At 62.3% G+C, this 21,764-nt stretch carries 20 protein-coding genes; 8 read left to right on the forward strand and 12 right to left on the reverse strand.

Annotation, left to right across the window (positions count from 1 at the left end; all coding sequences use genetic code 11):
- Positions 1–22: 22 nt before the first annotated feature.
- Entirely contained in the window at positions 23–580 is a 558-nt protein-coding gene (locus MLC59_RS01370; protein ID WP_248230247.1) for a zinc ribbon-containing protein, read from the reverse strand.
- Positions 581–764: 184 nt separating this feature from the next.
- Between MLC59_RS01370 and leuS the strand changes: the two genes are divergently transcribed.
- The 3 genes from leuS to holA are packed head-to-tail and all read left to right on the forward strand — an operon-like array spanning position 765 to position 4,930.
- Positions 765–3,350: a leucine--tRNA ligase gene (gene leuS, locus MLC59_RS01375; RefSeq protein WP_248230535.1), complete on the forward strand. Its 2,586-nt coding sequence runs from the start codon at positions 765–767 to the stop codon at positions 3,348–3,350.
- 21 nt (positions 3,351–3,371) lie between these two features.
- Positions 3,372–3,929: an LPS-assembly lipoprotein LptE gene (locus tag MLC59_RS01380; protein WP_248230248.1), complete on the forward strand. Its 558-nt coding sequence runs from the start codon at positions 3,372–3,374 to the stop codon at positions 3,927–3,929.
- Positions 3,926–4,930 carry a DNA polymerase III subunit delta gene (gene holA, locus MLC59_RS01385; RefSeq protein WP_248230249.1) on the forward strand — a complete coding sequence of 335 codons (1,005 nt, stop codon included), beginning with the start codon at positions 3,926–3,928 and terminating at the stop codon, positions 4,928–4,930. Before MLC59_RS01380 ends, holA begins: the two co-directional genes overlap by 4 nt.
- 13 nt (positions 4,931–4,943) lie before the next feature.
- Here the strand turns inward: holA and MLC59_RS01390 are convergent, their stop codons facing one another.
- From MLC59_RS01390 to bioB, 8 genes are all read right to left on the reverse strand, one after another.
- Positions 4,944–5,207 (reverse strand): hypothetical protein, encoded by a 264-nt coding sequence (locus MLC59_RS01390; protein WP_248230250.1) that lies wholly within the window; start codon positions 5,205–5,207, stop codon positions 4,944–4,946.
- Between the two features lie 138 nt (positions 5,208–5,345).
- Positions 5,346–7,136: an acyl-CoA dehydrogenase C-terminal domain-containing protein gene (locus MLC59_RS01395; protein WP_248230251.1), complete on the reverse strand. Its 1,791-nt coding sequence runs from the start codon at positions 7,134–7,136 to the stop codon at positions 5,346–5,348.
- A 245-nt stretch (positions 7,137–7,381) separates the two neighbouring features.
- Positions 7,382–9,181 (reverse strand): acyl-CoA dehydrogenase C-terminal domain-containing protein, encoded by a 1,800-nt coding sequence (locus MLC59_RS01400; RefSeq protein ID WP_248230252.1) that lies wholly within the window; start codon positions 9,179–9,181, stop codon positions 7,382–7,384.
- Between the two features lie 274 nt (positions 9,182–9,455).
- Positions 9,456–10,187: a putative metalloprotease CJM1_0395 family protein gene (locus MLC59_RS01405; RefSeq protein ID WP_248230253.1), complete on the reverse strand. Its 732-nt coding sequence runs from the start codon at positions 10,185–10,187 to the stop codon at positions 9,456–9,458.
- A gap of 33 nt (positions 10,188–10,220) precedes the next feature.
- Positions 10,221–10,466 carry a flagellar biosynthesis protein FlgE gene (locus tag MLC59_RS01410; protein WP_248230536.1) on the reverse strand — a complete coding sequence of 82 codons (246 nt, stop codon included), beginning with the start codon at positions 10,464–10,466 and terminating at the stop codon, positions 10,221–10,223.
- A 365-nt stretch (positions 10,467–10,831) separates the two neighbouring features.
- Entirely contained in the window at positions 10,832–11,539 is a 708-nt protein-coding gene (gene bioD, locus MLC59_RS01415) for a dethiobiotin synthase (RefSeq protein WP_248230540.1), read from the reverse strand.
- A gap of 95 nt (positions 11,540–11,634) precedes the next feature.
- Positions 11,635–12,816 carry an 8-amino-7-oxononanoate synthase gene (gene bioF / locus MLC59_RS01420; protein ID WP_248230254.1) on the reverse strand — a complete coding sequence of 394 codons (1,182 nt, stop codon included), beginning with the start codon at positions 12,814–12,816 and terminating at the stop codon, positions 11,635–11,637.
- Position 12,817: 1 nt separating this feature from the next.
- Positions 12,818–13,873, reverse strand: a complete 1,056-nt coding sequence (gene bioB / locus MLC59_RS01425) for a biotin synthase BioB (protein ID WP_248230255.1) — start codon at positions 13,871–13,873, stop codon at positions 12,818–12,820.
- Between the two features lie 49 nt (positions 13,874–13,922).
- On the opposite strand from bioB, the gene MLC59_RS01430 reads away from it, so the two are divergent.
- Positions 13,923–14,762: a ComFC family protein gene (locus MLC59_RS01430; RefSeq protein WP_248230256.1), complete on the forward strand. Its 840-nt coding sequence runs from the start codon at positions 13,923–13,925 to the stop codon at positions 14,760–14,762.
- Here MLC59_RS01430 and MLC59_RS01435 read toward each other — a convergent pair.
- On the reverse strand, positions 14,703–15,794 hold the full coding sequence (locus tag MLC59_RS01435) for an NAD(P)/FAD-dependent oxidoreductase (RefSeq protein ID WP_248230542.1): 1,092 nt from the start codon (positions 15,792–15,794) through the stop codon (positions 14,703–14,705). The genes MLC59_RS01430 and MLC59_RS01435 overlap by 60 nt on opposite strands.
- A gap of 93 nt (positions 15,795–15,887) precedes the next feature.
- Between MLC59_RS01435 and MLC59_RS01440 the strand changes: the two genes are divergently transcribed.
- Genes MLC59_RS01440 through cmoB form a run of 4 tightly spaced genes read left to right on the forward strand, consistent with a single transcriptional unit; the run spans position 15,888 to position 19,049 of the window.
- On the forward strand, positions 15,888–16,907 hold the full coding sequence (locus tag MLC59_RS01440; RefSeq protein WP_248230257.1) for a serine/threonine protein kinase: 1,020 nt from the start codon (positions 15,888–15,890) through the stop codon (positions 16,905–16,907).
- A 33-nt stretch (positions 16,908–16,940) separates the two neighbouring features.
- The gene (locus MLC59_RS01445; protein ID WP_248230258.1) at positions 16,941–17,270 is read left to right on the forward strand and encodes a PA3694 family proteiin; all 330 of its coding nucleotides are present in this window, start codon (positions 16,941–16,943) and stop codon (positions 17,268–17,270) included.
- A gap of 15 nt (positions 17,271–17,285) precedes the next feature.
- On the forward strand, positions 17,286–18,044 hold the full coding sequence (gene cmoA, locus MLC59_RS01450; RefSeq protein ID WP_248230259.1) for a carboxy-S-adenosyl-L-methionine synthase CmoA: 759 nt from the start codon (positions 17,286–17,288) through the stop codon (positions 18,042–18,044).
- 12 nt (positions 18,045–18,056) lie between these two features.
- A complete protein-coding gene (gene cmoB, locus MLC59_RS01455; protein WP_427901685.1) occupies positions 18,057–19,049 on the forward strand; it encodes a tRNA 5-methoxyuridine(34)/uridine 5-oxyacetic acid(34) synthase CmoB in 993 nt (330 codons plus the stop codon).
- An 87-nt stretch (positions 19,050–19,136) separates the two neighbouring features.
- Here the strand turns inward: cmoB and MLC59_RS01460 are convergent, their stop codons facing one another.
- Together MLC59_RS01460 and MLC59_RS01465 are read right to left on the reverse strand one after the other, a co-directional pair.
- Positions 19,137–20,432: an adenylosuccinate synthase gene (locus MLC59_RS01460; RefSeq protein WP_248230260.1), complete on the reverse strand. Its 1,296-nt coding sequence runs from the start codon at positions 20,430–20,432 to the stop codon at positions 19,137–19,139.
- 78 nt (positions 20,433–20,510) lie between these two features.
- Positions 20,511–21,698: an ATP phosphoribosyltransferase regulatory subunit gene (locus MLC59_RS01465; protein WP_248230261.1), complete on the reverse strand. Its 1,188-nt coding sequence runs from the start codon at positions 21,696–21,698 to the stop codon at positions 20,511–20,513.
- Positions 21,699–21,764: the final 66 nt, after the last annotated feature.

A 21,764-nucleotide genomic window follows, 5' to 3' on the forward strand; every position in this document is an offset into this window, starting at 1 on the left:
CGTCAGCGGGCCGCAGGGGGTATCAGTTCCCCGCCGGCCACTGACCGGTCACCCTTTCGAAGTAGTGACTCTCACAAGCCTCGCAAGGGCCTAGCTGGCTGGTAGCAGTCAGACACTTCATGTGGCCACAATTCAGGCAGCGGAACATGCCCGCCGTGGCTACCTCTCCGGTCATGTAGTGGGTGACGTCCTGGTTCTCCAGTTTCTGGTCCAGCTCCAGGGTGTCCAGACGGGTCTTGTCGGCAATGGAGAACAGCAGGTCCTGGAGCTTGCGCTCCAGCAGTGACAGGTCCAGCTGCAGCCACTCCCTTAGCCCTTCGCCCGTGCCGCCAACGAAGGTGACCAGGTGTTCCAGGTCACGGCGCAGGTAAGCCGCCAGCAGGCTGGCTTCATCCCGGGTAAGCCGTTCAAGCTCGGTTTCAAACTCCACCGCATCGTCGATCTCCTGCCGCAGGGTCTCCAGGGTGCGCTCTTCGGCATCTGCGAGCCGGCTTTCCACCCGTTCCAGCATGCGGTCATAGGCCTCGAGGGCCTGGTGGGAAACCTGTTTCGGCTGTTCTTTGCGTTGCTGATCGGTCATGGCCGCTCCTCAGGGTGTCATTTCGTTCAGTGTGGCATAAACCCCGGGTTTTGGCAGGCTACCTGTTGCCGCGCCAGTACGTTAGAATGTCCGGCCAATTTGACAACACTTCGGCAACATTTTTCTGATGGAAGCCCGTTTCCGGCTTCTTTCCGACACAAGGTACCAAACGGCAATGGCAGGAATGGACGAGCAATACAATCCCCGCGATGTTGAACAGAATGCCCGCAAATTCTGGGAAGACAACGACACCTTTACGGTGAAGGAGGAGCCCGGCAAACCCAAGTACTACTGCCTGTCCATGTTCCCCTACCCGAGCGGCAAGCTGCACATGGGCCATGTGCGCAACTACACCATCGGCGACGTCATCTCCCGCTACCAGCGCATGCAGGGCAAGAATGTGATGCAGCCCATGGGCTGGGACGCCTTTGGCCTGCCCGCCGAGAACGCCGCCATTGCCAACAAGTCTGCCCCGGCCAGGTGGACCCGGTCCAATATCGAGTACATGAAGAAGCAGCTCAAACAGCTCGGCTTCGGCTACGACTGGAAACGGGAGCTGGCCACCTGCGACCCGGAATATTATCGCTGGGAGCAGTGGTTCTTCGCCCGCCTCTACGAGAAGGGCCTGGTGTACAAGAAGTTGTCCACGGTGAACTGGGACCCGGTGGATCAGACCGTACTGGCCAATGAGCAGGTGGTAGACGGCCGCGGCTGGCGCTCCGGCGCCATCGTGGAACAGAAAAAGATCCCCCAGTGGTTTATTCGAATCACCGACTACGCCGAGGAATTGCTGAGTGACCTGGACCAGCTGGAAGGCTGGCCGGACCAGGTCAAGACCATGCAGCGTAACTGGATCGGCAAGTCCGAAGGCACCGAGCTGACCTTTCCCCTCAAGGGAGCCGATGACGGCCTCACGGTCTACACCACCCGTCCGGACACCCTGATGGGCGTCACCTACATGGCGGTCGCGGCCGAGCATCCACTGGCGAAGAAGGCCGCGGAAGAACACACCGATGTTGCACGGTTCGTGGACGAGTGTCGCAACAGCAAGGTCGCCGAAGCGGAAATGGCTACCATGGAGAAGCGGGGCATCGACACCGGCTTCAAGGCCATTCACCCGCTGACCCAGGAAGAGATTCCGGTGTGGGTCGCCAACTTTGTGCTGATGGACTATGGCACGGGCGCCCTCATGGCGGTGCCGGGCCACGACGAGCGTGACCACGAATTTGCCCGCAAATACCGCCTGCCCATCCAGCAGGTCATTGCCGCCCTCGATGGTCGCGAGCTGGACGTACAGGAAGAGGCCTTCACCGAGAAAGGCACCCTGGTTTCTTCCGGCAGCTACAGCGGCCTCACCAGCGACGAAGCTTTCGATGCCATCGCTGCTTACCTGGAAGAGAACGGCATCGGCAAGCGCACCGTAAACTACCGCCTGCGGGACTGGGGTGTGTCCCGTCAGCGTTACTGGGGCGCGCCCATACCCATGATGACCCTGGAAGACGGCACCGAGATGCCGGTACCGGACGACAAGCTGCCGGTACGGTTGCCGGAAGATGTGGAAATGGACGGCGTACAGTCTCCCATCAAGGCTGACCCCGAGTGGGCGAAGACCGAGTACAACGGCCAGCCCGCCACCCTGGAAACGGACACCTTCGATACCTTCATGGAGTCGTCCTGGTACTACGCCCGCTTCTGCAGCCCCAACTACGACAAGGGCATGCTGGACCCGGCCGCCGCCAACTACTGGCTGCCGGTAGACCAGTATATCGGTGGTATCGAACACGCCATCCTGCACCTGCTGTACGCCCGCTTCTTCCACAAGTTGCTGCGGGATGTGGGCCTGGTGGACAGTTCCGAGCCCTTCAACCGCCTGCTGACCCAGGGCATGGTGCTGGCCGAGACCTACTACCGTACCGATGAGTCCGGCAAGACCACCTGGATCGCGCCGGCAGATGTGACGGTGGAGCGGGACAACAAGGGCCAGGTGGTCAAGGCTACGCACCGGGAAGACGGCCAGCCGGTTGCCATCGGCGGCGTCACCAAGATGTCCAAGTCGAAGAACAACGGCATTGACCCCCAGGCGATCATTGACCAGCACGGCGCCGACACCGTGCGCCTGTTCATGATGTTCGCTGCCCCGCCAGAGCAATCCCTGGAGTGGTCTGACAGCGGCGTGGAAGGTGCCAACCGTTTCCTCAAGCGCCTGTGGCGCCTGGTACGGGAACACACCACCGGTGGCCCGGTACAGGCCATCGATGTGGCGCAACTGAACGACGCACGCCGGGACCTGCGCCGGAAAACCCACGAAACCATTGCCAAGGTCAGCGACGACATCAGCCGCCGCCTGACCTTCAACACCTCTATCGCAGCCGTTATGGAGTTGCTGAACGAGGTGGGCCGGCTCGATGCCACGGAAGAACAGGACCGGGCCGTGGTCCAGGAAGCCCTGGACGCTGCCGTACTGATGCTGGCTCCTATCGCGCCCCATATTTGCCACACCCTGTGGCAGGCCATGGGCCACGAAGAGCCGGTGGTGGATGCCTCCTGGCCTGTCGCTGACGAGAGTGCCATGGTACGAAGCGAAATCCAGGTGGTATTGCAGGTCAATGGCAAGGTTCGCGGCAAGGCCGACGTACCCGCTGATATCAGCAAGGATGACCTGGAAAAACTGGCCCTGGAGCACGAAAACGTTACCCGCTTCACCGAAGGCAAGACGGTGCGTAAAGTGATCGTCGTGCCCGGCAAGCTGGTCAACGTGGTTGCCAACTGATATCCGGGGACGGAGGCGGTGATGAGAAAGCTCGCAATGGCATTCAGCCTGGGCCTGTTGACCCTTCTGGTCAGCGCCTGCGGCTTCCAGTTGCGGGGCGCGTCCCCGGTGCCATCCGCACTGGAGCCACTCTGGGTCGGGTGCCACTCCGGGGTTCCTGCAGACCTTTGCCGGGCGTTGAAATCACAGTTTTCGATGGCTGACGTAACCCTGGTGGAAAACCGGGAACAAGCCGCACACCTGCTCCTGCTGGGCGACTTCCGTCAGACTCAGCGCACCAGTGCCATTTCCGCCCGCGCCGAGGCCGCCGAGTACGAGTTACGCCAGAGTATCAGCATCATGCTGCAAACCCGTGAGGGCATTCCCTTGCTGCCGGATACCGACGTGAGTGCTGCACAAAGCTACCGGTTCGACTCTGCCAGCGTACTCGCCAATCGTCGGGAACGGGGAGAGATTGAGCGACAGCTCCACGATAGCCTGGTGAGACAGATCGGCTATCGCCTGGTGCCGTTCGACCAGCGCAGAATCGACGAAATCCTGGAGGCCTCGGAAGCCCGGGGCAGCGATACCCGCCAATGAAGATTAACCCCGGACAGCTAGGCCAGGCACTGGAGAAATCCCTCGCACCAGTGTACCTGGTGTCCGGGGATGAACCCCTGCTGGTCCAGGAAGCCTGTGACCAGATCCGCGCGAAGGCCCGCAGCGAAGGCTTCAACGACCGCCAGGTCTACCACGCCGACCAGCACCTGAACTGGGGCGCCCTGCGGGACGAGCTGGGCGCCATGTCGCTGTTTGCCGAGCGCCGTCGTATAGAGATTCACCTCCCCAATGGCAAGCTCGGTGACGGCCGTGACGTGATCGAGCAGGCGCTGGCCCAGCCTGCGGACGATATCCTGCTCCTGCTGATCAGCGTCCGCCTGGATGCCGCCGAGACCCGGCGCAAATGGTACAAACAGCTGCAGAAAGCCGGTGTCCACGTCACTGTATGGCCCGTGGATGGAGACAAGTTTGCCGGCTGGCTGCAGCAACGGGCCCGCTCCCGTGGGCTGACGCTGACCCAGGGGGCACTGAACCTGCTGGCTGAACGTCTGGAGGGTAACCTGCTGGCGGCAAGCCAGGAGCTGGATCGCCTGAGCCTGCTGGCTGCCGATAAAACCATCAATGAGGATGTGGTGGAAACCGCGGTACAGTACAGTGCCCGCTTCAATATCTTCGAGGTGATTACCGACCTGCTGGCCGGCCGGGCGGCCCATGCCCGCAAGGTGATCACCACGCTGCAACAGGAAGGCGAGAACCCACTTGGCCTGCTGGCAGTGCTGGTCAGGGACATCAATATGACCCTGGAACTGCAGCAGGCGATGAAACAGCGGGAAGCCCCCGCTGCGTTTCTCAAGAAAAACGGCGTCTTCCAGCCGCAACGGGCCCGGGCGATCGAGCACGCAGCCCGCCGGCTACCAGGCCCCACCCTCCACCGGGCGCTGACACTCTGTAGCGAGGCTGACCGGGCGGCCAAGGGCTATGGTGACCTGCCGCCCTGGCACCACCTCTCCGACCTTGCCGTATTGCTGCGCCAGGGCTGACACAGGCAGGCAGCTACTTGATGCGCTGGCGTATCCGCTCGTACCCGGATTTGAGTTCTTCGCCGAGCCTGTGGGCTGTCTGCCGGGTTTCGTCGCTGACACCCTCGGCATCATGGCGGATATCGTCCAGCTTCTGCCGGAACTTGTCCCAGTATTCGTCCAGGTCATCCCACTCATCCCGCACGTCCTGGCGGGCGAGGTGCAGCTGGACACGAAGCTCATCCCGGTATTGCTTGAGGGTTTCGGAGAGTTTGTTCAGATCCTCTTTCATGGTCATGGTGACCTCCTTGGCAACGGATTGTCGCGATGACCTTCAAGATGCGCCTGTTACGCAAATGGTGTCAATATGCCCAATACACAACAGGCCGGCAAAAGCCGGCCTGTTGTGATATTTCCTGCTGTGCGCTGATCAGAGTCAGAACTCGTTGTCAGCATGCTCCATCATGGAGTGGCTACCACTACGAATACTCTCCGCCAGTGACACTGTCTGGGGCAGCAGGCGCTCGTAGAAGAACCGGGCCGTTTTCAGCTTGCCAGTGTAGAAGCCAGAACTGTCACCCTCGGCCTTGGGGGCAGCCGCAACGACCATCTTCGCCCACATATAGGCCAGTGCCGTCAGGCCAAACAGGTTGGTGTAGTCGGCCGAGGCGGCACCGGGAGCATTGGGGTCATCCTCGGACTGGTTCAGAACCTGCTCGGTAACGTCAGACAGACGCTCCAGGGACGCCGACAGCGGCGCCAGGAACGGCTCCAGGGCAGCATTGCCCTGCTGTTTCTCGATGAAAGCGGCCAGGTCGTCGGCAAACAACTCGTAGAGCTTGCCCTGGCTGCCAACCACCTTGCGCCCCATCAGGTCCAGCGCCTGGATGCCATTGGCACCTTCATAGATCTGGGTAATACGGGCATCGCGAACCAGTTGTTCCTGGCCCCACTCACGGATGTAGCCGTGGCCGCCGAAGACCTGCTGGCCAACAACGCACATGTCAAAGCCGCGGTCGGTGAGGAAGGCCTTGGCCACCGGTGTCAGCAGGGCAACCAGGCCCTCGGCCCGCTCCCGGTCTGCATCCTCGTCAGAGAACTTGGCAATGTCCAGCCACTGTCCCACGTAGGTTGAGAAGGCACGGCCCCCTTCCACATAGGCCTTCATGGTCAGCAGCATACGACGCACATCCGGGTGGACCACCAGCGGATCAGCGGCCTGCTCCGGATTACGGGCGCCGGTAGGGGCACGGCTCTGGATGCGCTCGAAGGCATACTCCCGGGCACTCTGCAGGGACGCTTCCGCGGCGGCCAGGCCCTGGATACCCACACCCAGGCGCTCGTAGTTCATCATGGTGAACATGGCGGCCAGGCCCTTGTTTTCCTCGCCGACCAGCCAGCCCCTGGCGTCATCGAAGTTCATAACGCAGGTGGCAGAACCCTTGATGCCCATTTTCTTTTCAATGGAGCCACAGCTGAAGGCGTTGCGCTCGCCCAGGGAGCCGTCGTCGTTAACCAGGAACTTGGGCACCAGGAACAGGGAAATGCCCTTGGGTCCCTTGGGCGCATCCGGCAGCTTGGCCAGCACGAAATGGATGATGTTCTCCGCCATATCGTGCTCACCCCAGGTAATGAAAATCTTGGTACCCGAGATACTGTAACTACCGTCATCCTGGGGGACGGCGCGGCTGCGCATGATGCCCAGGTCAGTACCACAATGGGGCTCGGTCAGATCCATGGAGCCGGACCAGACGCCTGAGTAGAGGTTGGGCAGGTACTTTTCCTTCAGTTCCTCGCTGCCATGGGCGTCCAGGGCCAGGCAGGCGCCGGCGGTAAGCATGGGCGCCAGGCCCAGGGCCATGTTGGACGCCTGCAGCATTTCCTCAAACTGCACCACCAGGGTCTTGGGCATGCCCATGCCGCCGAAGTCCGGGTTGCCACCCAGGCCGTTCCAGCCGCCGTCCACGATAGTCTGGTACGCCTCACGGAAACCCTCCGGAGCGGTGACCTTGCCGTCGTTCCACTGGCAGCCCTGCTCGTCACCTTCACGGTTAAGGGGGGCGATCACGTTGGTGGTGACCTTGCCGGCCTCCTCAATAATGGCATCCGCCGTGTCCGGGTCCACGCGCTCCGCCAGCCGGGGCATGGATGCCCACAGGGACGGGGCGTCGAACACGTCGTTCATTACGAATCGGATTTCCTGTAACGGGGCCTTGTAGTCAGCCATCAGGTTCTCTCCACGTCTGTTAATAAGGGGGTCTTGTATTTACTGAACCGAAGCGGGTTCAGATTATTATGAATTCAAGGTGCCACAGTTTAACGCATCGGACGCGTTGAACCAGCCAAATTGGCCAATCGCCGCCTGCAAAAAAGCCCGCCTCACAGGGAGAGCGGGCTGGACTGGCACATGGCCAAAATCTTCAGCAACCTGTCACTCCCGGCACCCCAGGGCGCCGGGAGTTAGAACATGCCTCAGAACGCGAAGTGTTCTTCCGGCAGGTCCAGCAGCGTATCGGCACCAGCAAACATGGTTTCCACATGGGTGCGGGTACGCGGCAGCAGGCGCTTGAAGTAGAAGCGTGCGGTCTGGACCTTGGCGTTGTAGAAGGCTTCCTCGGGGGTACCTTCAACCATGGCGTCCAGGGCCACCTTGGCAGAACGGGCCCACAGGTAGGCGAAGACCGCATAGCCGGAGTACATCAGGTAGTCCACCGCAGCGGCACCCACTTCCTCACGGTCCTTCATGGCGCTCATACCCAGCTTCATGGTGATCTCGCCCCACTCCTTGTTGATCTGCTGGAGCGGCTCGATGAACTCCTTGAGCTGCTCGTTGTCGGCGTTTTCCTTACAGAACACGTGGACCAGCTTGGTGAACTGCTTGAGGGCTTCGCCCTGGCTCATCAGGATCTTGCGACCAAGCAGGTCCAGCGCCTGGATGCCAGTGGTGCCTTCGTAGATCATGCCGATACGGGCGTCACGAACGTTCTGTTCCATGCCCCACTCGGAAATGAAGCCGTGACCGCCGAATACCTGCATCCCCAGGTTGGCGGACTCGTAACCGATCTCGGTCAGGAAGGCCTTGGCGATCGGCGTCAGGAAGCCCAGCATGGCATCAGCTGCCTTGCGCTCTTCCTCGGTCTTGCCACGGGCCACGATGTCGGCCTGCTGGGCGGCCAGGTAAATCAGCGCACGGGAGCCCTCAGCCACGGACTTCTGGGTCAGCAGCATGCGGCGTACGTCCGGGTGGACAATGATCGGATCCGCCGGGCCATCCGGGTTCTTCGGACCGGACAGGGAACGCATGGCCAGGCGCTCTTTCGCGTAGGCCAGTGAGCCCTGGAAGCCCAGCTCGGCGGCACTCAGTCCCTGGATGGCGGTACCGATACGGGCGGTGTTCATGAAGGTGAACATGCAGTTCAGGCCCTTGTTCTCCGGGCCGATCAGCCAGCCCCTGGCGCCGTCGAAGTTCATGACGCAGGTGGCGTTACCGTGGATACCCATCTTGTGCTCGATGGAGCCACAGGAGACAGCATTGCGCTCACCGGCAGAGCCGTCTTCGTTGGGCAGGCACTTGGGTACGATGAACAGGGAGATACCCTTGGTGCCTTCCGGGGCGCCCGGCAGGCGGGCCAGTACGATATGGACGATGTTGTCGGCCATGTCGTGCTCACCGGCGGAGATGAAGATCTTGGTACCGGTGATGCTGTAGGTGCCGTCGCTGTTGGGCTCGGCCTTGGTGCGCAGGGTGCCCAGGTCGGAGCCGCAATGGGGCTCGGTCAGGCACATGGTGCCGGTCCACTCGCCGCTGATCAGCCTGGTCAGGTAGGTCTGCTTCTGTTCCTCGGTGCCGTGAGCCTCGATGGTGTTCATGGCGCCGTGGCTCAAACCAGGGTACATGCCCCAGGACCAGTTGGCGGTGCCGACCATTTCGCTCATCACGATACCGACGGAACCCGGCAGGCCCTGGCCGCCGTATTCCGGGTCCGAGGTCATGGATGGCCAGCCGCCTTCCACGTACTGCTGGTAGGCTTCGCGGAAGCCGGTGGGCGTCTTCACGCCGCCTTCACTCCAGGTGCAACCTTCACGGTCACCCACCTGGTTCAGCGGAGAAAGTACCTGCTCACTGAACTTGGCGCCTTCCTGGATGATGGCGTCGACCATATCCGGGGTAGCTTCTTCCCCGCCTTCGATGGACGCATAGTGCTGCTCGCTGCCAAGCAACTCTTTCATTACGAACTGGATATCACGCAGGGGCGCTTTGTATTCGGGCATGAAACTCACCTCACTTCGGTCCGACCCGCGTTTGCCGGGTCTGGGGTCCAACTGGTTAAGCCGGCCGGCACATGAACAGTGCAAGCCGGGCGGTCCCGGGTCTGAAGCCGTCCCGGTGATAGAAAGCAGGTTGGTTCGGGCGCTTCAAACGGTTGTTTGAAACATACGTTTATAGCGCTCACCTTGTCAAGGGTTTTACCGGACAAAAGGCGCGATTTGGGGACTGGTCACGATCAGGGCGCGAACCACCCTGCATCCTGGCCCAGGAGCGGGTTCAGGCGACGGCAGTGAAACCGGGGTTAGCCCGGTCGGGGCGAGCCATACTGGCGATGGTGCGGTAGGTATTTGAAGCGTCGATACTGTCAGTGGCAGCGGTATCGCCCTGGTCAGTCTGACTGGTGTCACTTTCCGGGACTTCCCGGCCGGAAGGCTGGCCTTCGAGGGCAACCTCGGACTGGGCCTGGAGCATCAGCTGCATGGCCTGGGCAGCGACCGCCCTGTCCTGGCCAGACGGCTGCGCGGGCGCCATGGCGGCGGCACGGACCTGGCGCATTTTTTCGATGGTGGCCTGGGGATCGCCCTCCACCGGGCTGAGGTCTATGGAGACTTCGCCACCAACGGCGTACTGGTTGCCATCCGGGCCTCGCTGGTAGGTGTAGCTGACGGACCCGGCATACTGTCCGCCAACAGCCTGGTGGGCCTGCTCGTGGGCGCGGACTTCACGGTCACGGGCCTTGAGGTCGCGGAGTTGCTTGAGCTGGGCTTCGTCCAGGGACTGGCCGGCCCTTGCCTCACCGTTGCTTCTTTCACCCTCGGCCTTGCCGTTTTTCTCTCCCCTTTCACCCCGTGTTTCGGCGGCCTGGTCGGTGGCCCTGGGCGTTTCAGGGTTACGGGATTCGGAGATGCCGCGGCTGTCTGAATCTGAGACAGGCGGCACCGGGCCCCGCCCGGTGGTGGGCGGTACGGTTATGGGGCTTATGGATGGCAGTGCTGAGGAGATTGCCATGGCGGTAGTTGTCGGGGTTCAGTAGCCGCCGGGTCAGGCGCGCAGGTCGAGTAATGTACCGAGGGTTTCGTCGGCGGTTTTGACGACCTGGGCAGAGGCCTCGACGCTGCGTTCGTAGAGTTTCAGGTCGACGATGGACTCGGTCATGCCGTTGCCGCCATCGGCAGTGCCGCGTGGGCCGTCGGCGCCGCCCCTGGCGATGTTGCGAGCCGCCCCTTCCACACCCTGCATGCCGTCCTGGATGCCCTGGATGCCGATGTTCAGTGCATTGTTGATCATCATGGCGGTGTCCTCCCGGACTTTCTGTCAGCCTTTATTGGGCCACAGGTGTGTACAATTTTCAAACACACTTGGTTACAGAATGTTGCCGGCGTTGGTGGCCGAGAACGAGTTGTTCCAGGGCCCGCCTACGTCTTAAGGTGTGTTCTGCATAACTATGCCGTCTGGCTTGCGGTGCATGAGCAAGGTGGGAGGGGTGCTTTATCCGGGACACGCCGTAAACCCATCCATGGGGGCTCTTCAAAAACGTCCCTGTTTTTGAAGGTCCCGGATAAAGCACCCCTCCCCCCTCGCTCCAGGACTTTGGTGCGGGTCTCGGGAATGAAGCTCGACGCTTCAGATAATCACACCTTTGGTGGATGTCGTTAGCTGACTGGGTGAGGCTTCCCAACCAGCGGCTGAATATCCAACTGAGTGGCCAGCCTGGCTATGTCCAGTTTCGGCAACCAGGGAAGCACGCCCAGGCAGGGAGCACCCATATGGGCCTTCAGGTAGTCCAGGGTTTCTTCCTCACAGCTCATGACCGCTTCGTCCGGGCGGTTGGCGACCCAGCCGGCGACGGTGAGGCCGTCGTGGCGGATGGCCTCGGCGGAGAGCAGGGCGTGGTTGATGCAGCCCAGGCGCAGGGGGACCACCATGACCACACCGATACCGAGCTCGATCGGCAGGCGGGAGTAGGTTTCCCGCTCGTTAAGGGGGACGCGCCAACCGCCGGCGCCCTCTATCAGCATGAGGTCGGCGGGTTTCATCATCAGACCCCGGGCGAGGCCCACCAGGCGTTGTGCAGAGAGTTGTCGCCCTGCCTGTTTGGCCGCCACATGGGGAGCGATGGCCGGCTCCAGGGCGATGGGGTTTACCTGTTCATAGGGGAGCACTTCGGTCATATGCTCCATGAGTAGCAGGGCGTCTTCGTTTTTGAGGCCGTCCGGGGTCTGTTCGCAGCCGGACGCCACGGGTTTCATGGCGACGGTGCGCAGGGAGAGGTCGGCGGCTTTTTTCAGGATGGCGGCGGAGACGACGCTTTTTCCGACTTCGGTGTCGGTTCCGGTGACAAAGTAGGTTCGACGGGACAAGGTGGTGTCCTCCCGGGCTTGGGGTTGTTCGGGCTCAGGTGCTTCGGGCATGGCAATTGGGGCTCAGTATAGCGGCGTATCCGCCAGCGGGTTTTTCAGGCGGTCGCCAGGGCCTGCTGGCGGATACGTCGGGGCGCGCAATCCTTGAGGGCCGCCAGCAGCTGATCAAGCTGGCCTTCGGTGTGGGCAGCGCTGAAAGTCACCCGCAGCCGGGACTCCCCCTGGGGGACGGTCGGTGGCCTTATGGCGGTAACCAGCAGGCCCCGTTGCTCCAGCGCCTTGCTCAGCCGGATGGCTTCGTGGGGGTCGCCGATCATGATGGGCTGGATGGGCGTGGCCGAGGGCATCAGTTCGTAGCCCATGGCGGCCGCTTCGGCGCGGAAGCGGTTAATCAGCCGGGATAGATGGTTACGGCGTTGCTGGCCGTGCACTACCAGTTCCACGCTTTTGCAGGAAGCGGTCGCCAGTGCCGGCGGCATGGCGGTGGTGTAGATGTAGGAGCGGGCCTTCTGGACCAGGTAGTCCAGCAACAGCGGGGGGCCAGCAACAAAGGCGCCGCTGGTGCCGAAGGCCTTGCCCAGGGTGCCTACAACCAGGGGTACCTCGTTTTCATCCAGGCCAGCCTCCAGCACAGAACCACGACCATCAGGTCCCACACAGCCAAACCCATGGGCATCGTCGACGACCAGCATTGCATCATACTGGCGACAGAGTTCGGCCAGTTTACGCAACGGCGCCACATCGCCATCCATGCTGAAGACTCCGTCGGTGACCACCAGTTTGTGCCCGTCGGTTTCGGCCAGCTGCGACTCAAGCGTGGTCATATCGGCATGGGGGTAGACCCGCACCCGGGCCCCACTGAGGCGGCAGCCGTCAATAATCGAGGCGTGGTTAAGGGCATCGGAAAAGATGGTGTCGCCTTTTCCGGCCAGGGCGGTGATAACGCCTACGTTGGCCATGTACCCGGTGGAAAAGAACAGTGCGCCTGAGCGACGGGTGAACGCCGCCAGGCTCTCCTCAAGTCTGTGATGCTCGCTGTGATGGCCGCAGATCAGATGGGACGCTGCGCCACCCAGGCCATGCTGAGCCAGTCCGCCTGTCGCGGCGGCTACCAGTTCCGGGTGTGAGGCCAAGCCCAGGTAGTCATTGGAGCAGAACGCGAGTACCGGCTCACCGTCGGCGTTGAGTGCCGGACCATGGGGGCCGTCGATATGACGGCGTACCCGGTAAAGACCCGCGTCCTGTCGTTGCTGAAGTTCGGCGGCGAAGTCGCGCATGTCAGGCGCTCTTGGCGGCGTCGTAGAACAGGTGCCGGTTGCGCTCTTCTTCCAGGGCGTGCACCAGGGCCTCTTCGTGCTCTTCCTCGGTGTGCTTCACGGCGCGCTCTTCCGGGCGGATACCCAGGCGGTTGAACAACTGACGGTCATGATCCGCTTCCGGGTTGGCGGTGGTCAGCAGTTTTTCGCCGTAGAAGATGGAGTTGGCACCGGCCAGGAAGCACAGGGACTGCATCTGGTCGTTCATGTCCTCACGGCCCGCGGACAGGCGTACATGGGACCGGGGCATGAGGATACGGGCGACCGCAATGGTGCGTACGAACTCGAACGGGTCCAGGTCTTCCACATCTTCCATGGGGGTGCCGGCGACTTTCACGAGCATGTTGATGGGAACGCTTTCCGGGTGATGGGGCAGGTTCGCCAGCTGCATCAGCAGGCCCGCACGGTCGTCCGCGTCTTCGCCCATACCCATGATGCCGCCACAGCAGACTTTCATACCTGCCTTGCGGACGCGCTCCAGGGTATCCAGCCGGTCCTGGTAGGTGCGGGTGGTGATGATGTGGTTGTAGAACTTCTCGGAGGTGTCGAGGTTGTGGTTGTAGTAGTCCAGCCCCGCTTCCGCCAGTTCACCGGCCTGTTCGTCATTCAGCATGCCGAGGGTCATACAGGTTTCCAGGCCAAGGGATTTCACCTGGCGGACCATTTCGGTTACATAGGGCATGTCTTTCCCGGTGGGGCTGCGCCAGGCGGCGCCCATGCAGAAGCGGGATGCACCTTTCTCTTTGGCGGCCCGGGCTTCGGCGACCACTTTCTCGATTTCCAGCAGCTTTTCCTTTTCCAGGCCGGTGTTGTAATGGCCGCTCTGGGGACAGTACTTGCAGTCCTCCGGACAGGCGCCGGTCTTGATGGAGAGCAAAGTACTGACCTGCACTTCGTTGGGGTCAAAGAACTGCCGGTGAACAGTCTGGGCCCTGAAGATCAGGTCATTGAACGGAAGGCTAAAAAGGTCGCGGATTTCCTGCAGGGACCAGTCGTGTCGAACGGCAGTAGCGGTCATGGCATTATCCTGTTAACTTTTTGTCGATTCAGGTTTACGGATAAACCGCATGATAAAGCTACCAGACGCCCTGTCAACCAGATTTGAAATCCTGGTTAACACGATTCCAGACTCTCTCGCCCGCCTTCATGAGGCACTGCTGCCGGAACTCTGTGTCACCTGCCTCGCGCCAGACGCCCGCAAGGGCCTGTGTAACGGCTGCCGCGGCGACCTGCCGGTAAATGATCGCTGCTGCGCCCGTTGCGGCCTGCCGTTGCTCCTGGCCAGGCCCGGTCGCGAGCGCACCTGCGGCGACTGCATCAAGCTTGAGCCCGCCTACCACCGCGCCTTTATTCCCTGGCGTTACGAGTTTCCCGTGGATCGGATGATCAGCCGGTACAAATACCAGGGGCAGCGGCATTACGGCCGCCCCCTGCTCAGTGAGATGGCGCTGCTGGTGGACGAGTTGCTGACCCGCCAACCCGACCGCCGGCCGCAGCTCCTGGTTGCTGCGCCCATGCACCGGAAACGACAACGCAAGCGGGGCTTCAACCAGGCGGCGGAGATCGCAGAGGCCATCAGCCGGCAAACGGACATACCCTGGTCGGACCGGTTGTTACAGCGCCCCCGGTCTGCCCGCCCCCAATCCGGTCTGAACCGGAAGCAGCGACTGTCCAATCTGAAAGGGCTTTTCGAGCTCCATGGCGGGGTTCCGCGACATGTCGCCCTGGTGGATGATGTCGTAACAACGGGCGCTACGGTCGGGACACTGGCGACACTATTGCAGCAACATGGCGCGGAAAGGATCGAGGTCTGGGCCCTGGCCCGGACCCCGGCCAGGGTGAATCGCTCAGAGCAGGCGCTCCATGACGTAGCGGGCGATCGCCAGGCTGGCGGTCAACCCGGGTGATTCGATGCCGAACAGGTGCACCAGCCCACCGATGCCATGGTGTTCGGCGTCATCGATGCGAAAATCGGTAAAGCCCGCATCCGGGCCCGCCAGCTTCGGGCGCACGCCAGCATAGGCAGGTTGCAGACGATCCGGATCCAGCCCGGGCCACCAGCGGCGCACTGAGTCCACGAAAGCCTGTCGCCGGTCCGGGTCTACTGTGTAGTCGGGCTCGGCGATCCACTCCACATCCGGACCAAAGCGTGCCTGACCGGCCAGGTCCAGCGTCAGGTGAACCCCCAGCCCACCCGGCTCCGGCACCGGGTAAACCAGGGTAGTGAACGGGTGTCGACCGCTGTAGGAGAAGTACACCCCCCGCGCATACCAGGGGTCAGGGCAGAGGCGCGCCTCATAACCCTGCCATAGCTGAGCCAGGCCAATAGCGCCGAGCCCGGCGGAGTTGACCACCCGACGACAGCGAACCCGGCAGGGCGCCTCGCCCGCCACCTGCAGTTGGTGGCCCTGATCATCGCTGGCCGCCGCAACCACCGGGGCCTGGCACACAAGCTGTCCACCGGCGGCTTCCAGCTCCCCCAGCAGCGAGACCATCAGTTCATGGCTACTGATGATACCGGTGCGCGGAGAGTAGAGCCCGGCCGAGGCAGTGATGTCCGGCAATGCCCGGGCCAGCTCAGCCTGACCGGCAGATTCAAGGCGAACACCGTTGGCGGCTGCGGCCCGGCCAACCTGTTCCAGCTGTTCCTGCTGCCCTGCCCCGGCGATAATCCACTTGCCGGTCTGCCGGCAGCCCACGGGATGGCTGGCGCAATAATCGTAGAGCAGTTCCCTGCCCTGCAGGCACAGCCTTGCCTTGAGGGAGTCCGCCGGGTAGTAGAGGCCGGCGTGGATAACTTCGCTGTTACGGGAGGAAATCCCTTCGCCGAAGTACTTGCCCTGCTCCAGTACAATGACCTCCTGACCAGCCATCGCCAGCTCGCGGGCAATGGCCAGGCCCACTACGCCAGCACCGATGACCACGGTATCGATATCCAGGGTTTCCAAAATCTTCCTCTCCGGGCTACTGAACTGTCAGGGTCGGAACCGGTATACTGTAGCTCAATTCTTGCAAGCGCACTCGGGAGCCCCATGTCCGCGGACGATCAATCGGCCAGCACCAGCAGCCACCCTTACGACGATCTGACACCGGACCGTATCCTGGACGCCGTGGAAGGCGAAGGTTTCCCCGTCAGCGGGCGGCTGTTTGCCCTGAACAGTTACGAAAACCGGGTATACCAGGTAGGCCTGGACGACCAGCCGCCGGTGATTGCCAAATTCTACCGCCCCGGCCGCTGGAGTGAAGCGCAGATTCGGGAAGAACACAGCTTTTCCCTGGAACTGGTCGAGGCGGGCGTGCCGGTGGTAGCACCGCTGCCGCTGGCGTCCGGGGATACCCTGGGCCGGGAGGGGCCCTTCCTGTTCGCCCTGTTCCCCCAGCGCGGTGGCCAGGCACCGGACACCAGCACGCCAGACACCCTGTACCGGCTGGGCCAGTGGCTGGGGCAGCTCCATAATATTGGCGACCGCAAGCCCTTCAGTCACCGACCGGCCATGTCCATCCTGCCGGCGATTACGGATTTCAGCCGCTACCTGACTGAAAATAACTGGATACCGGCGGATCTTCGACCGGCCTGGGACAGCCTGATTCCGGACCTGATCAACGAGTGCGCCCGCCAGGTGGACCAGGCCGGCGATGTGCACAACCTGCGCCTGCACGGCGACTGCCACGCCGGCAACATACTGGTGCGTGAGGACCGGCTGTTGTTCGTCGATATGGACGACTGCCGCAGTGGGCCGGCGATACAGGATCTCTGGCTGCTGCTGAACGGCGACGACCTGGAGCGAAGCCAGCAGTTCGGCGAGCTGCTGGAAGGCTACGAAATGTTCCGGGATTTCAATCGCCGCGAGCGTTACCTGATTGAACCCCTGCGCTGTTTCCGACAGCTCTCCCATTGCGCCTGGCTGGCCCAGCGTTGGGATGACCCGGCATTCCCGCGGTTTTTCCCGTGGTTTGCCCAGCCCCGGTTCTGGTCTGACCAGATCCTGTCCCTGCGTGAGCAACTGGCTGCCCTGCAAGGCCCCGTACTGAACATTCCCGGCCAGTACTGAGCCGTTTCACCCTGATATCTATCCGGAGACGCCATGAGCAAACCCGAGGCCACCTACACCGTCCGCAGCCTGATTGTTACGGCCATCGCCAGCATTATTGCCACGGTCCTGGTGCTGGAGTTCAGCGGCAAGATTGCCCACAGCGAAAACAAGGACCATGTGCCCGTTGGTGACTTCAAGGCCGTCCACGTTCAGCCCGGTGATGACTTCCGTATGTCCTCCAGGGCGTCGGAGCTACACGCAGTGTGCCAGAACGGCTACCTGGCTATTGCCGCGGACGCGGACCCTAGCTACCGGGGCATTGTGGTGGACTACAAGAACCGCGGAGTCCGCTGTCAGCGGGCCCCTGAGGCGGACGAATAACGGGGGGACACATCCATGAGCCAACAGCGCACACCCGGCCCGAACCACCGCCTGGACACCATCTACGCCACCGACCAGCCGCGCCAGGACTTCCGTTTTGATGAGTCCGTTGCCCGAGTGTTCCCGGACATGATCCGCCGCTCCGTGCCCGGTTACACCACCATCATTCCCATGATCGAGGTGATCACCGAGCAATACGTACAACCGGGCTCCCATTGCTACGACCTGGGCTGTTCACTGGGGGCATCCACCCTGGCCATGCGCCATGGCATGCCCGCCTCCGGCTGTACCCTGGTGGGGGTGGACAATTCCCCGGCAATGATCGAACGCTGTGAGCACTATATTGCGCTGGATGACCACCCGCTGCCGGTCACGCTTCGGTGCGAAGATATCCTGGAAACCGACATCGCCGATGCCTCGGTTACCACCCTGAACTTCACACTGCAGTTTGTAGACCCCGCCCGCCGGGTGGAGCTGCTGACCCGGATTGCCGAAGCCACGCGCCCGGGCGGCGTACTGGTCCTGTCCGAAAAGATCCGCTTTGACAACGAGCGCGAGCAGGAGACCCAGACCCGGCTGCACCATGAGTTCAAGCGGGCCAATGGCTATTCAGACCTGGAGATCAGCCAGAAGCGCAGTGCCCTGGAGCAGGTACTGATCCCGGAGACCCTGACCGAGCACCGGCAACGGCTGGGAGGGGCCGGATTCCGGGATGTCACGGTCTGGTACCAGTGTTTCAATTTCGTATCCATGCTGGCATTCAAGCCGCACTGACGAGGACATACCATGCTGGACTGGCAGACCACCTGGTCGGACATGCTGCTGCGACTGGAAAAGGAAGGCTGGCAGGACTGGGCGGACGCGATCCGCGACCAGCTCCACCAGCGCTTTGTGGAAAACCCCCACGGCGACCTGCCCCGCTGGCAGGCGGCCCTCGACCGCCTGCCAGAGCGCAGTGACGGAATGCTGTATTGTGACCGCAGCGAAGTCACCGTCGACAGCCTGATTCCGCTATCTTCACCGGAAGCGGAACAACTGGAACAGGGCCTGCGGGGCCTTATGCCCTGGCGCAAGGGGCCTTTCCGCTTCTTTGGCACCCTGGTCGATACCGAGTGGCACTCGGACTGGAAATGGGACCGGGTTGCGCCGGCCCTGAGCGACCTCACAGGCCGGCGCATCCTCGATGTGGGCTGCGGGTCCGGTTATCACCTGTGGCGAATGTACGGGGCCGGGGCCAGCGAGGTCATCGGCATAGACCCCGGACTGTTGTTCCTGTGCCAGTTCCTGGCCGTCAAGCGTTACCAGCCCAATGCACCGGTGGACCTGCTGCCACTGCGTATCGAAGACCTGTCGCGCCCGCTGGAATACTTTGACACCACGTTCTCCATGGGGGTGCTGTACCATCGGCGCTCACCCATTGACCACCTGCTGGAGCTCAAGGACACCCTGCGGCCTGGCGGCGAACTGGTGCTGGAAACGCTGGTGGTGGACGGTCCGGAGGGCTACGCGCTGATGCCAGAGGATCGCTACGGCCGCATGCGTAATGTGTGGTTCCTGCCGTCATGCCCCACCCTGCTGAGATGGATGGCCAGGGCTGGCCTGGAAGACGCCAGGGTCGTTGATGTGACAACCACAACCACGGAAGAACAGCGCTCCACTGACTGGATGCAGTTCCAGTCACTGGAGCATTTCCTGGACCCGGAAGATCCGGGCCGGACCATTGAGGGCTACCCGGGGCCGCAGCGGGCGACGGTCATTGCCCGCAAGCCAGGCCGGTAACAAGGCGGGAACGCTGGCCGGCTTCCGGGAAGCAGGCCAGTTCCCTGCCAGGCTGGCACCCGGACAACAGCCTGGCGGGGAGGCAGGTCAGGTGCCGAAGGGATGACGCATGGTGATGGTTTCCACGCGATCAGGCCCGGTGGAGATAATATCGATCGGCGCCTCGATCTGCTCCTCCAGGAAACGGATATAGGCCCGGGCATTGGCCGGCAACTGATCGATGGACGTCAGTCCCACGGTGCTGTCACTCCAGCCCGGCAGTTCCTCGTAGACCGGTTCGATCAGATCGTACTCTTCCACATTGATGGGCGGGCGACTCATTTCACCGGTGGCGGTCTTGTACCCCACACAGACTTTCACCGTTTCCATACCGTCCAGCACGTCCAGCTTGGTCAGGCAGATACCGGATACACTGTTGATCTGAATGGCGTGGCGCAGTGCCACCGCATCAAACCAGCCGCAGCGGCGGGCGCGGCCCGTGGTGGTGCCCTTCTCGTTGCCCTTTACCGCCAGGTGCTGCCCCATCTCGTCAAACAACTCGGTCGGGAACGGACCGGAACCAACCCGGGTGGTGTAGGCCTTGGTAATGCCCAGCACATAGTCCAGGAACAGGGGACCAAAACCGGAGCCTGTCGCTGTGCCACCGGCGGTGGTATTGGAAGAGGTCACATAGGGATAGGTGCCAAGGTCGATGTCCAGTAACGAACCCTGGGCACCCTCAAACAGGATATTCTCACCACGCTTTCGATAATCATGCAGCAGATCGGTGACGTCGGCGGCCATGGGCAGGATCTCTTCACCCATCTGGCGCAGCGTAGCCAGTGCCTGGTCAATGTCCTCCGCCTCTTCCCGGAAGTACTCCGTCAGCACAAAGTTGTGGTAGGTCATGATTTCCCGAAGCTTGGCCTCGAAGGCCTCCGGGTTACACAGGTCACCGAGGCGCAGGCCGCGACGGGACACCTTGTCTTCGTAGGCCGGGCCAATGCCGCGTCCGGTGGTACCGATCTTGTCGTTGCCACGGGCACGCTCACGGGCCTGGTCGATACGGACGTGGGTGGGCAGGATCAGAGGACAGGCATAGCTGATACGCAGGCGATCACGAACCGCTACACCGTTCTGCTCCAGCTCACGAACCTCCTTGAGCAGTGCGTCCGGGGAAAGCACCACACCGTTGCCGATCAGGCACTGGACATGCTCCCGCAGGATACCGGATGGAATCAGGTGGAGGGCCGTCTTCTTGCCCTCGATGACAAGGGTATGGCCGGCGTTGTGGCCACCCTGGAAGCGGACCACGGCCGCGACCTGATCCGTCAGCAAATCTACGATCTTGCCCTTGCCTTCGTCACCCCACTGGGTGCCCAGCACTACAACGTTCTTTCCCATGACAATCTCTCATATGGCCCGGTCAACGACCGGTCACTGTCCGAATGAATCGCGGAGACAGGCAGGCGTGGCGCCGGCCTACTGAATCTCGAGTTGTTCCACTACCCACTGGCCATCGCGCTTGACCACGATGCGGTCGCAACCCCGCTCACCAGGGTTGACGCTGACATCTTCCGGCAGGGCCCGCACGACGGTTTCGGTCATACGCAGACCTGCCACCACAGCGTCCAGTGATGGATCCGGGTCCGCCGGCGCCCAGATGGCGGTGCGAGGGCGTGCAGCACGGCGACCGAGGGCCACCAGGGCCCGCACATCGAGGCTGAAACCGGTGGCAGGACGGGCGCGGCCAAAATCCTGGCCGATGGCATCATAGCGACCACCCTTGCCTACCGCATCACCGTGACCCGGCACGTAGGCTGCGAAGACCAGCCCCGTGTGGTAGTTGTAGCCGCGCAACTCACAGAAGTCGAAACCGAGACGAAGATCCGGATGGCTTTCCCGCAGCCGTCCGGCAATGCGCTTGAGCTGGTCCAGGGCCGCGATGACATTTGCCGGCGCGCCTGACAACACCCGGCGGGCTTCCTCGAGGGCATCCAGGCCACCGCTGACCCGTGCCAGTTCGCGCAGGTATGCGCCGGGAGTATCTGCAGGACACTGCCCCAGCAACTGGTCGAGCTCGGGGATAGACTTGCGCGCCATGGCGTCGAAGATGGCACTTTCGGTGTCGTCATCAAAATCCGCCGCTTCAATCAGCGACTGATAGACCGCCACGTGGGCCAGGTCCAGGTGTACTTCCGGAACACCGGCGACCCGCAGTGACTCGAGCATCAACCGGATAACTTCCAGGTCGGCTTCTTCCGAAGCGCTACCAAACAGCTCACATCCGGCCTGGATAGGCGTGCGGCCGGTCAGCATATGCTGGGGCCGGGCGTGGAGCACATGCCCGGCGTAGCACAGGCGGGTAATACCCTCCTGGTGCAGGGTGTGGGCGTCGATACGGGCCGCCTGGGGAGTCATGTCCGCGCGGACCCCCATCATACGCCCTGTCAGCTGATCGGTCAGCTTGAACGTCTGCAGGGCCAGGTCGTGGCCAGTGCCGGTAAACAGGGAATCGAGGTACTCGATAAGCGGCGGGATCACCAGCTGATAACCCCAACGCTGGCAGGTATCCATGACCTCACGGCGCAGGGATTCAATCTGGCCGGCCAGCGGCGGCAGGATGTCTTCTACGCCGTCAGGAAGCAGCCAGCGGTCGGAAACCGTCATAACCTGTTTACCTTCTGCTGAATTCAGTGTGGGCTGGAGGGCCCGGGGATGCCGGGCCAGGGTTCG

Source organism: Marinobacter bryozoorum (assembly GCF_023156245.1).
Lineage (GTDB): Bacteria > Pseudomonadota > Gammaproteobacteria > Pseudomonadales > Oleiphilaceae > Marinobacter > Marinobacter bryozoorum.

What these genes read in the sequence shown, in the direction of transcription:
- MLC59_RS01400 (WP_248230252.1), bottom strand. Translation starts at nt 9,181, where the DNA reads ATGCCCGAATACAAAGCGCCCCTGCGTGATATCCAGTTCGTAATGAAA.
- cmoB (WP_427901685.1), top strand. Translation starts at nt 18,057, where the DNA reads ATGCTGGACTGGCAGACCACCTGGTCGGACATGCTGCTGCGACTGGAA.
- MLC59_RS01460 (WP_248230260.1), bottom strand. Translation starts at nt 20,432, where the DNA reads ATGGGAAAGAACGTTGTAGTGCTGGGCACCCAGTGGGGTGACGAAGGC.
- leuS (WP_248230535.1), top strand. Translation starts at nt 765, where the DNA reads ATGGACGAGCAATACAATCCCCGCGATGTTGAACAGAATGCCCGCAAA.
- MLC59_RS01395 (WP_248230251.1), bottom strand. Translation starts at nt 7,136, where the DNA reads ATGGCTGACTACAAGGCCCCGTTACAGGAAATCCGATTCGTAATGAAC.
- MLC59_RS01405 (WP_248230253.1), bottom strand. Translation starts at nt 10,187, where the DNA reads ATGGCAATCTCCTCAGCACTGCCATCCATAAGCCCCATAACCGTACCG.
- MLC59_RS01380 (WP_248230248.1), top strand. Translation starts at nt 3,372, where the DNA reads ATGAGAAAGCTCGCAATGGCATTCAGCCTGGGCCTGTTGACCCTTCTG.
- holA (WP_248230249.1), top strand. Translation starts at nt 3,926, where the DNA reads ATGAAGATTAACCCCGGACAGCTAGGCCAGGCACTGGAGAAATCCCTC.
- bioB (WP_248230255.1), bottom strand. Translation starts at nt 13,873, where the DNA reads ATGACCGCTACTGCCGTTCGACACGACTGGTCCCTGCAGGAAATCCGC.
- MLC59_RS01370 (WP_248230247.1), bottom strand. Translation starts at nt 580, where the DNA reads ATGACCGATCAGCAACGCAAAGAACAGCCGAAACAGGTTTCCCACCAG.
- cmoA (WP_248230259.1), top strand. Translation starts at nt 17,286, where the DNA reads ATGAGCCAACAGCGCACACCCGGCCCGAACCACCGCCTGGACACCATC.
- MLC59_RS01445 (WP_248230258.1), top strand. Translation starts at nt 16,941, where the DNA reads ATGAGCAAACCCGAGGCCACCTACACCGTCCGCAGCCTGATTGTTACG.
- MLC59_RS01465 (WP_248230261.1), bottom strand. Translation starts at nt 21,698, where the DNA reads ATGACGGTTTCCGACCGCTGGCTGCTTCCTGACGGCGTAGAAGACATC.
- MLC59_RS01430 (WP_248230256.1), top strand. Translation starts at nt 13,923, where the DNA reads ATGATAAAGCTACCAGACGCCCTGTCAACCAGATTTGAAATCCTGGTT.
- MLC59_RS01440 (WP_248230257.1), top strand. Translation starts at nt 15,888, where the DNA reads ATGTCCGCGGACGATCAATCGGCCAGCACCAGCAGCCACCCTTACGAC.
- MLC59_RS01410 (WP_248230536.1), bottom strand. Translation starts at nt 10,466, where the DNA reads ATGATCAACAATGCACTGAACATCGGCATCCAGGGCATCCAGGACGGC.
- bioF (WP_248230254.1), bottom strand. Translation starts at nt 12,816, where the DNA reads ATGCGCGACTTCGCCGCCGAACTTCAGCAACGACAGGACGCGGGTCTT.
- MLC59_RS01390 (WP_248230250.1), bottom strand. Translation starts at nt 5,207, where the DNA reads ATGACCATGAAAGAGGATCTGAACAAACTCTCCGAAACCCTCAAGCAA.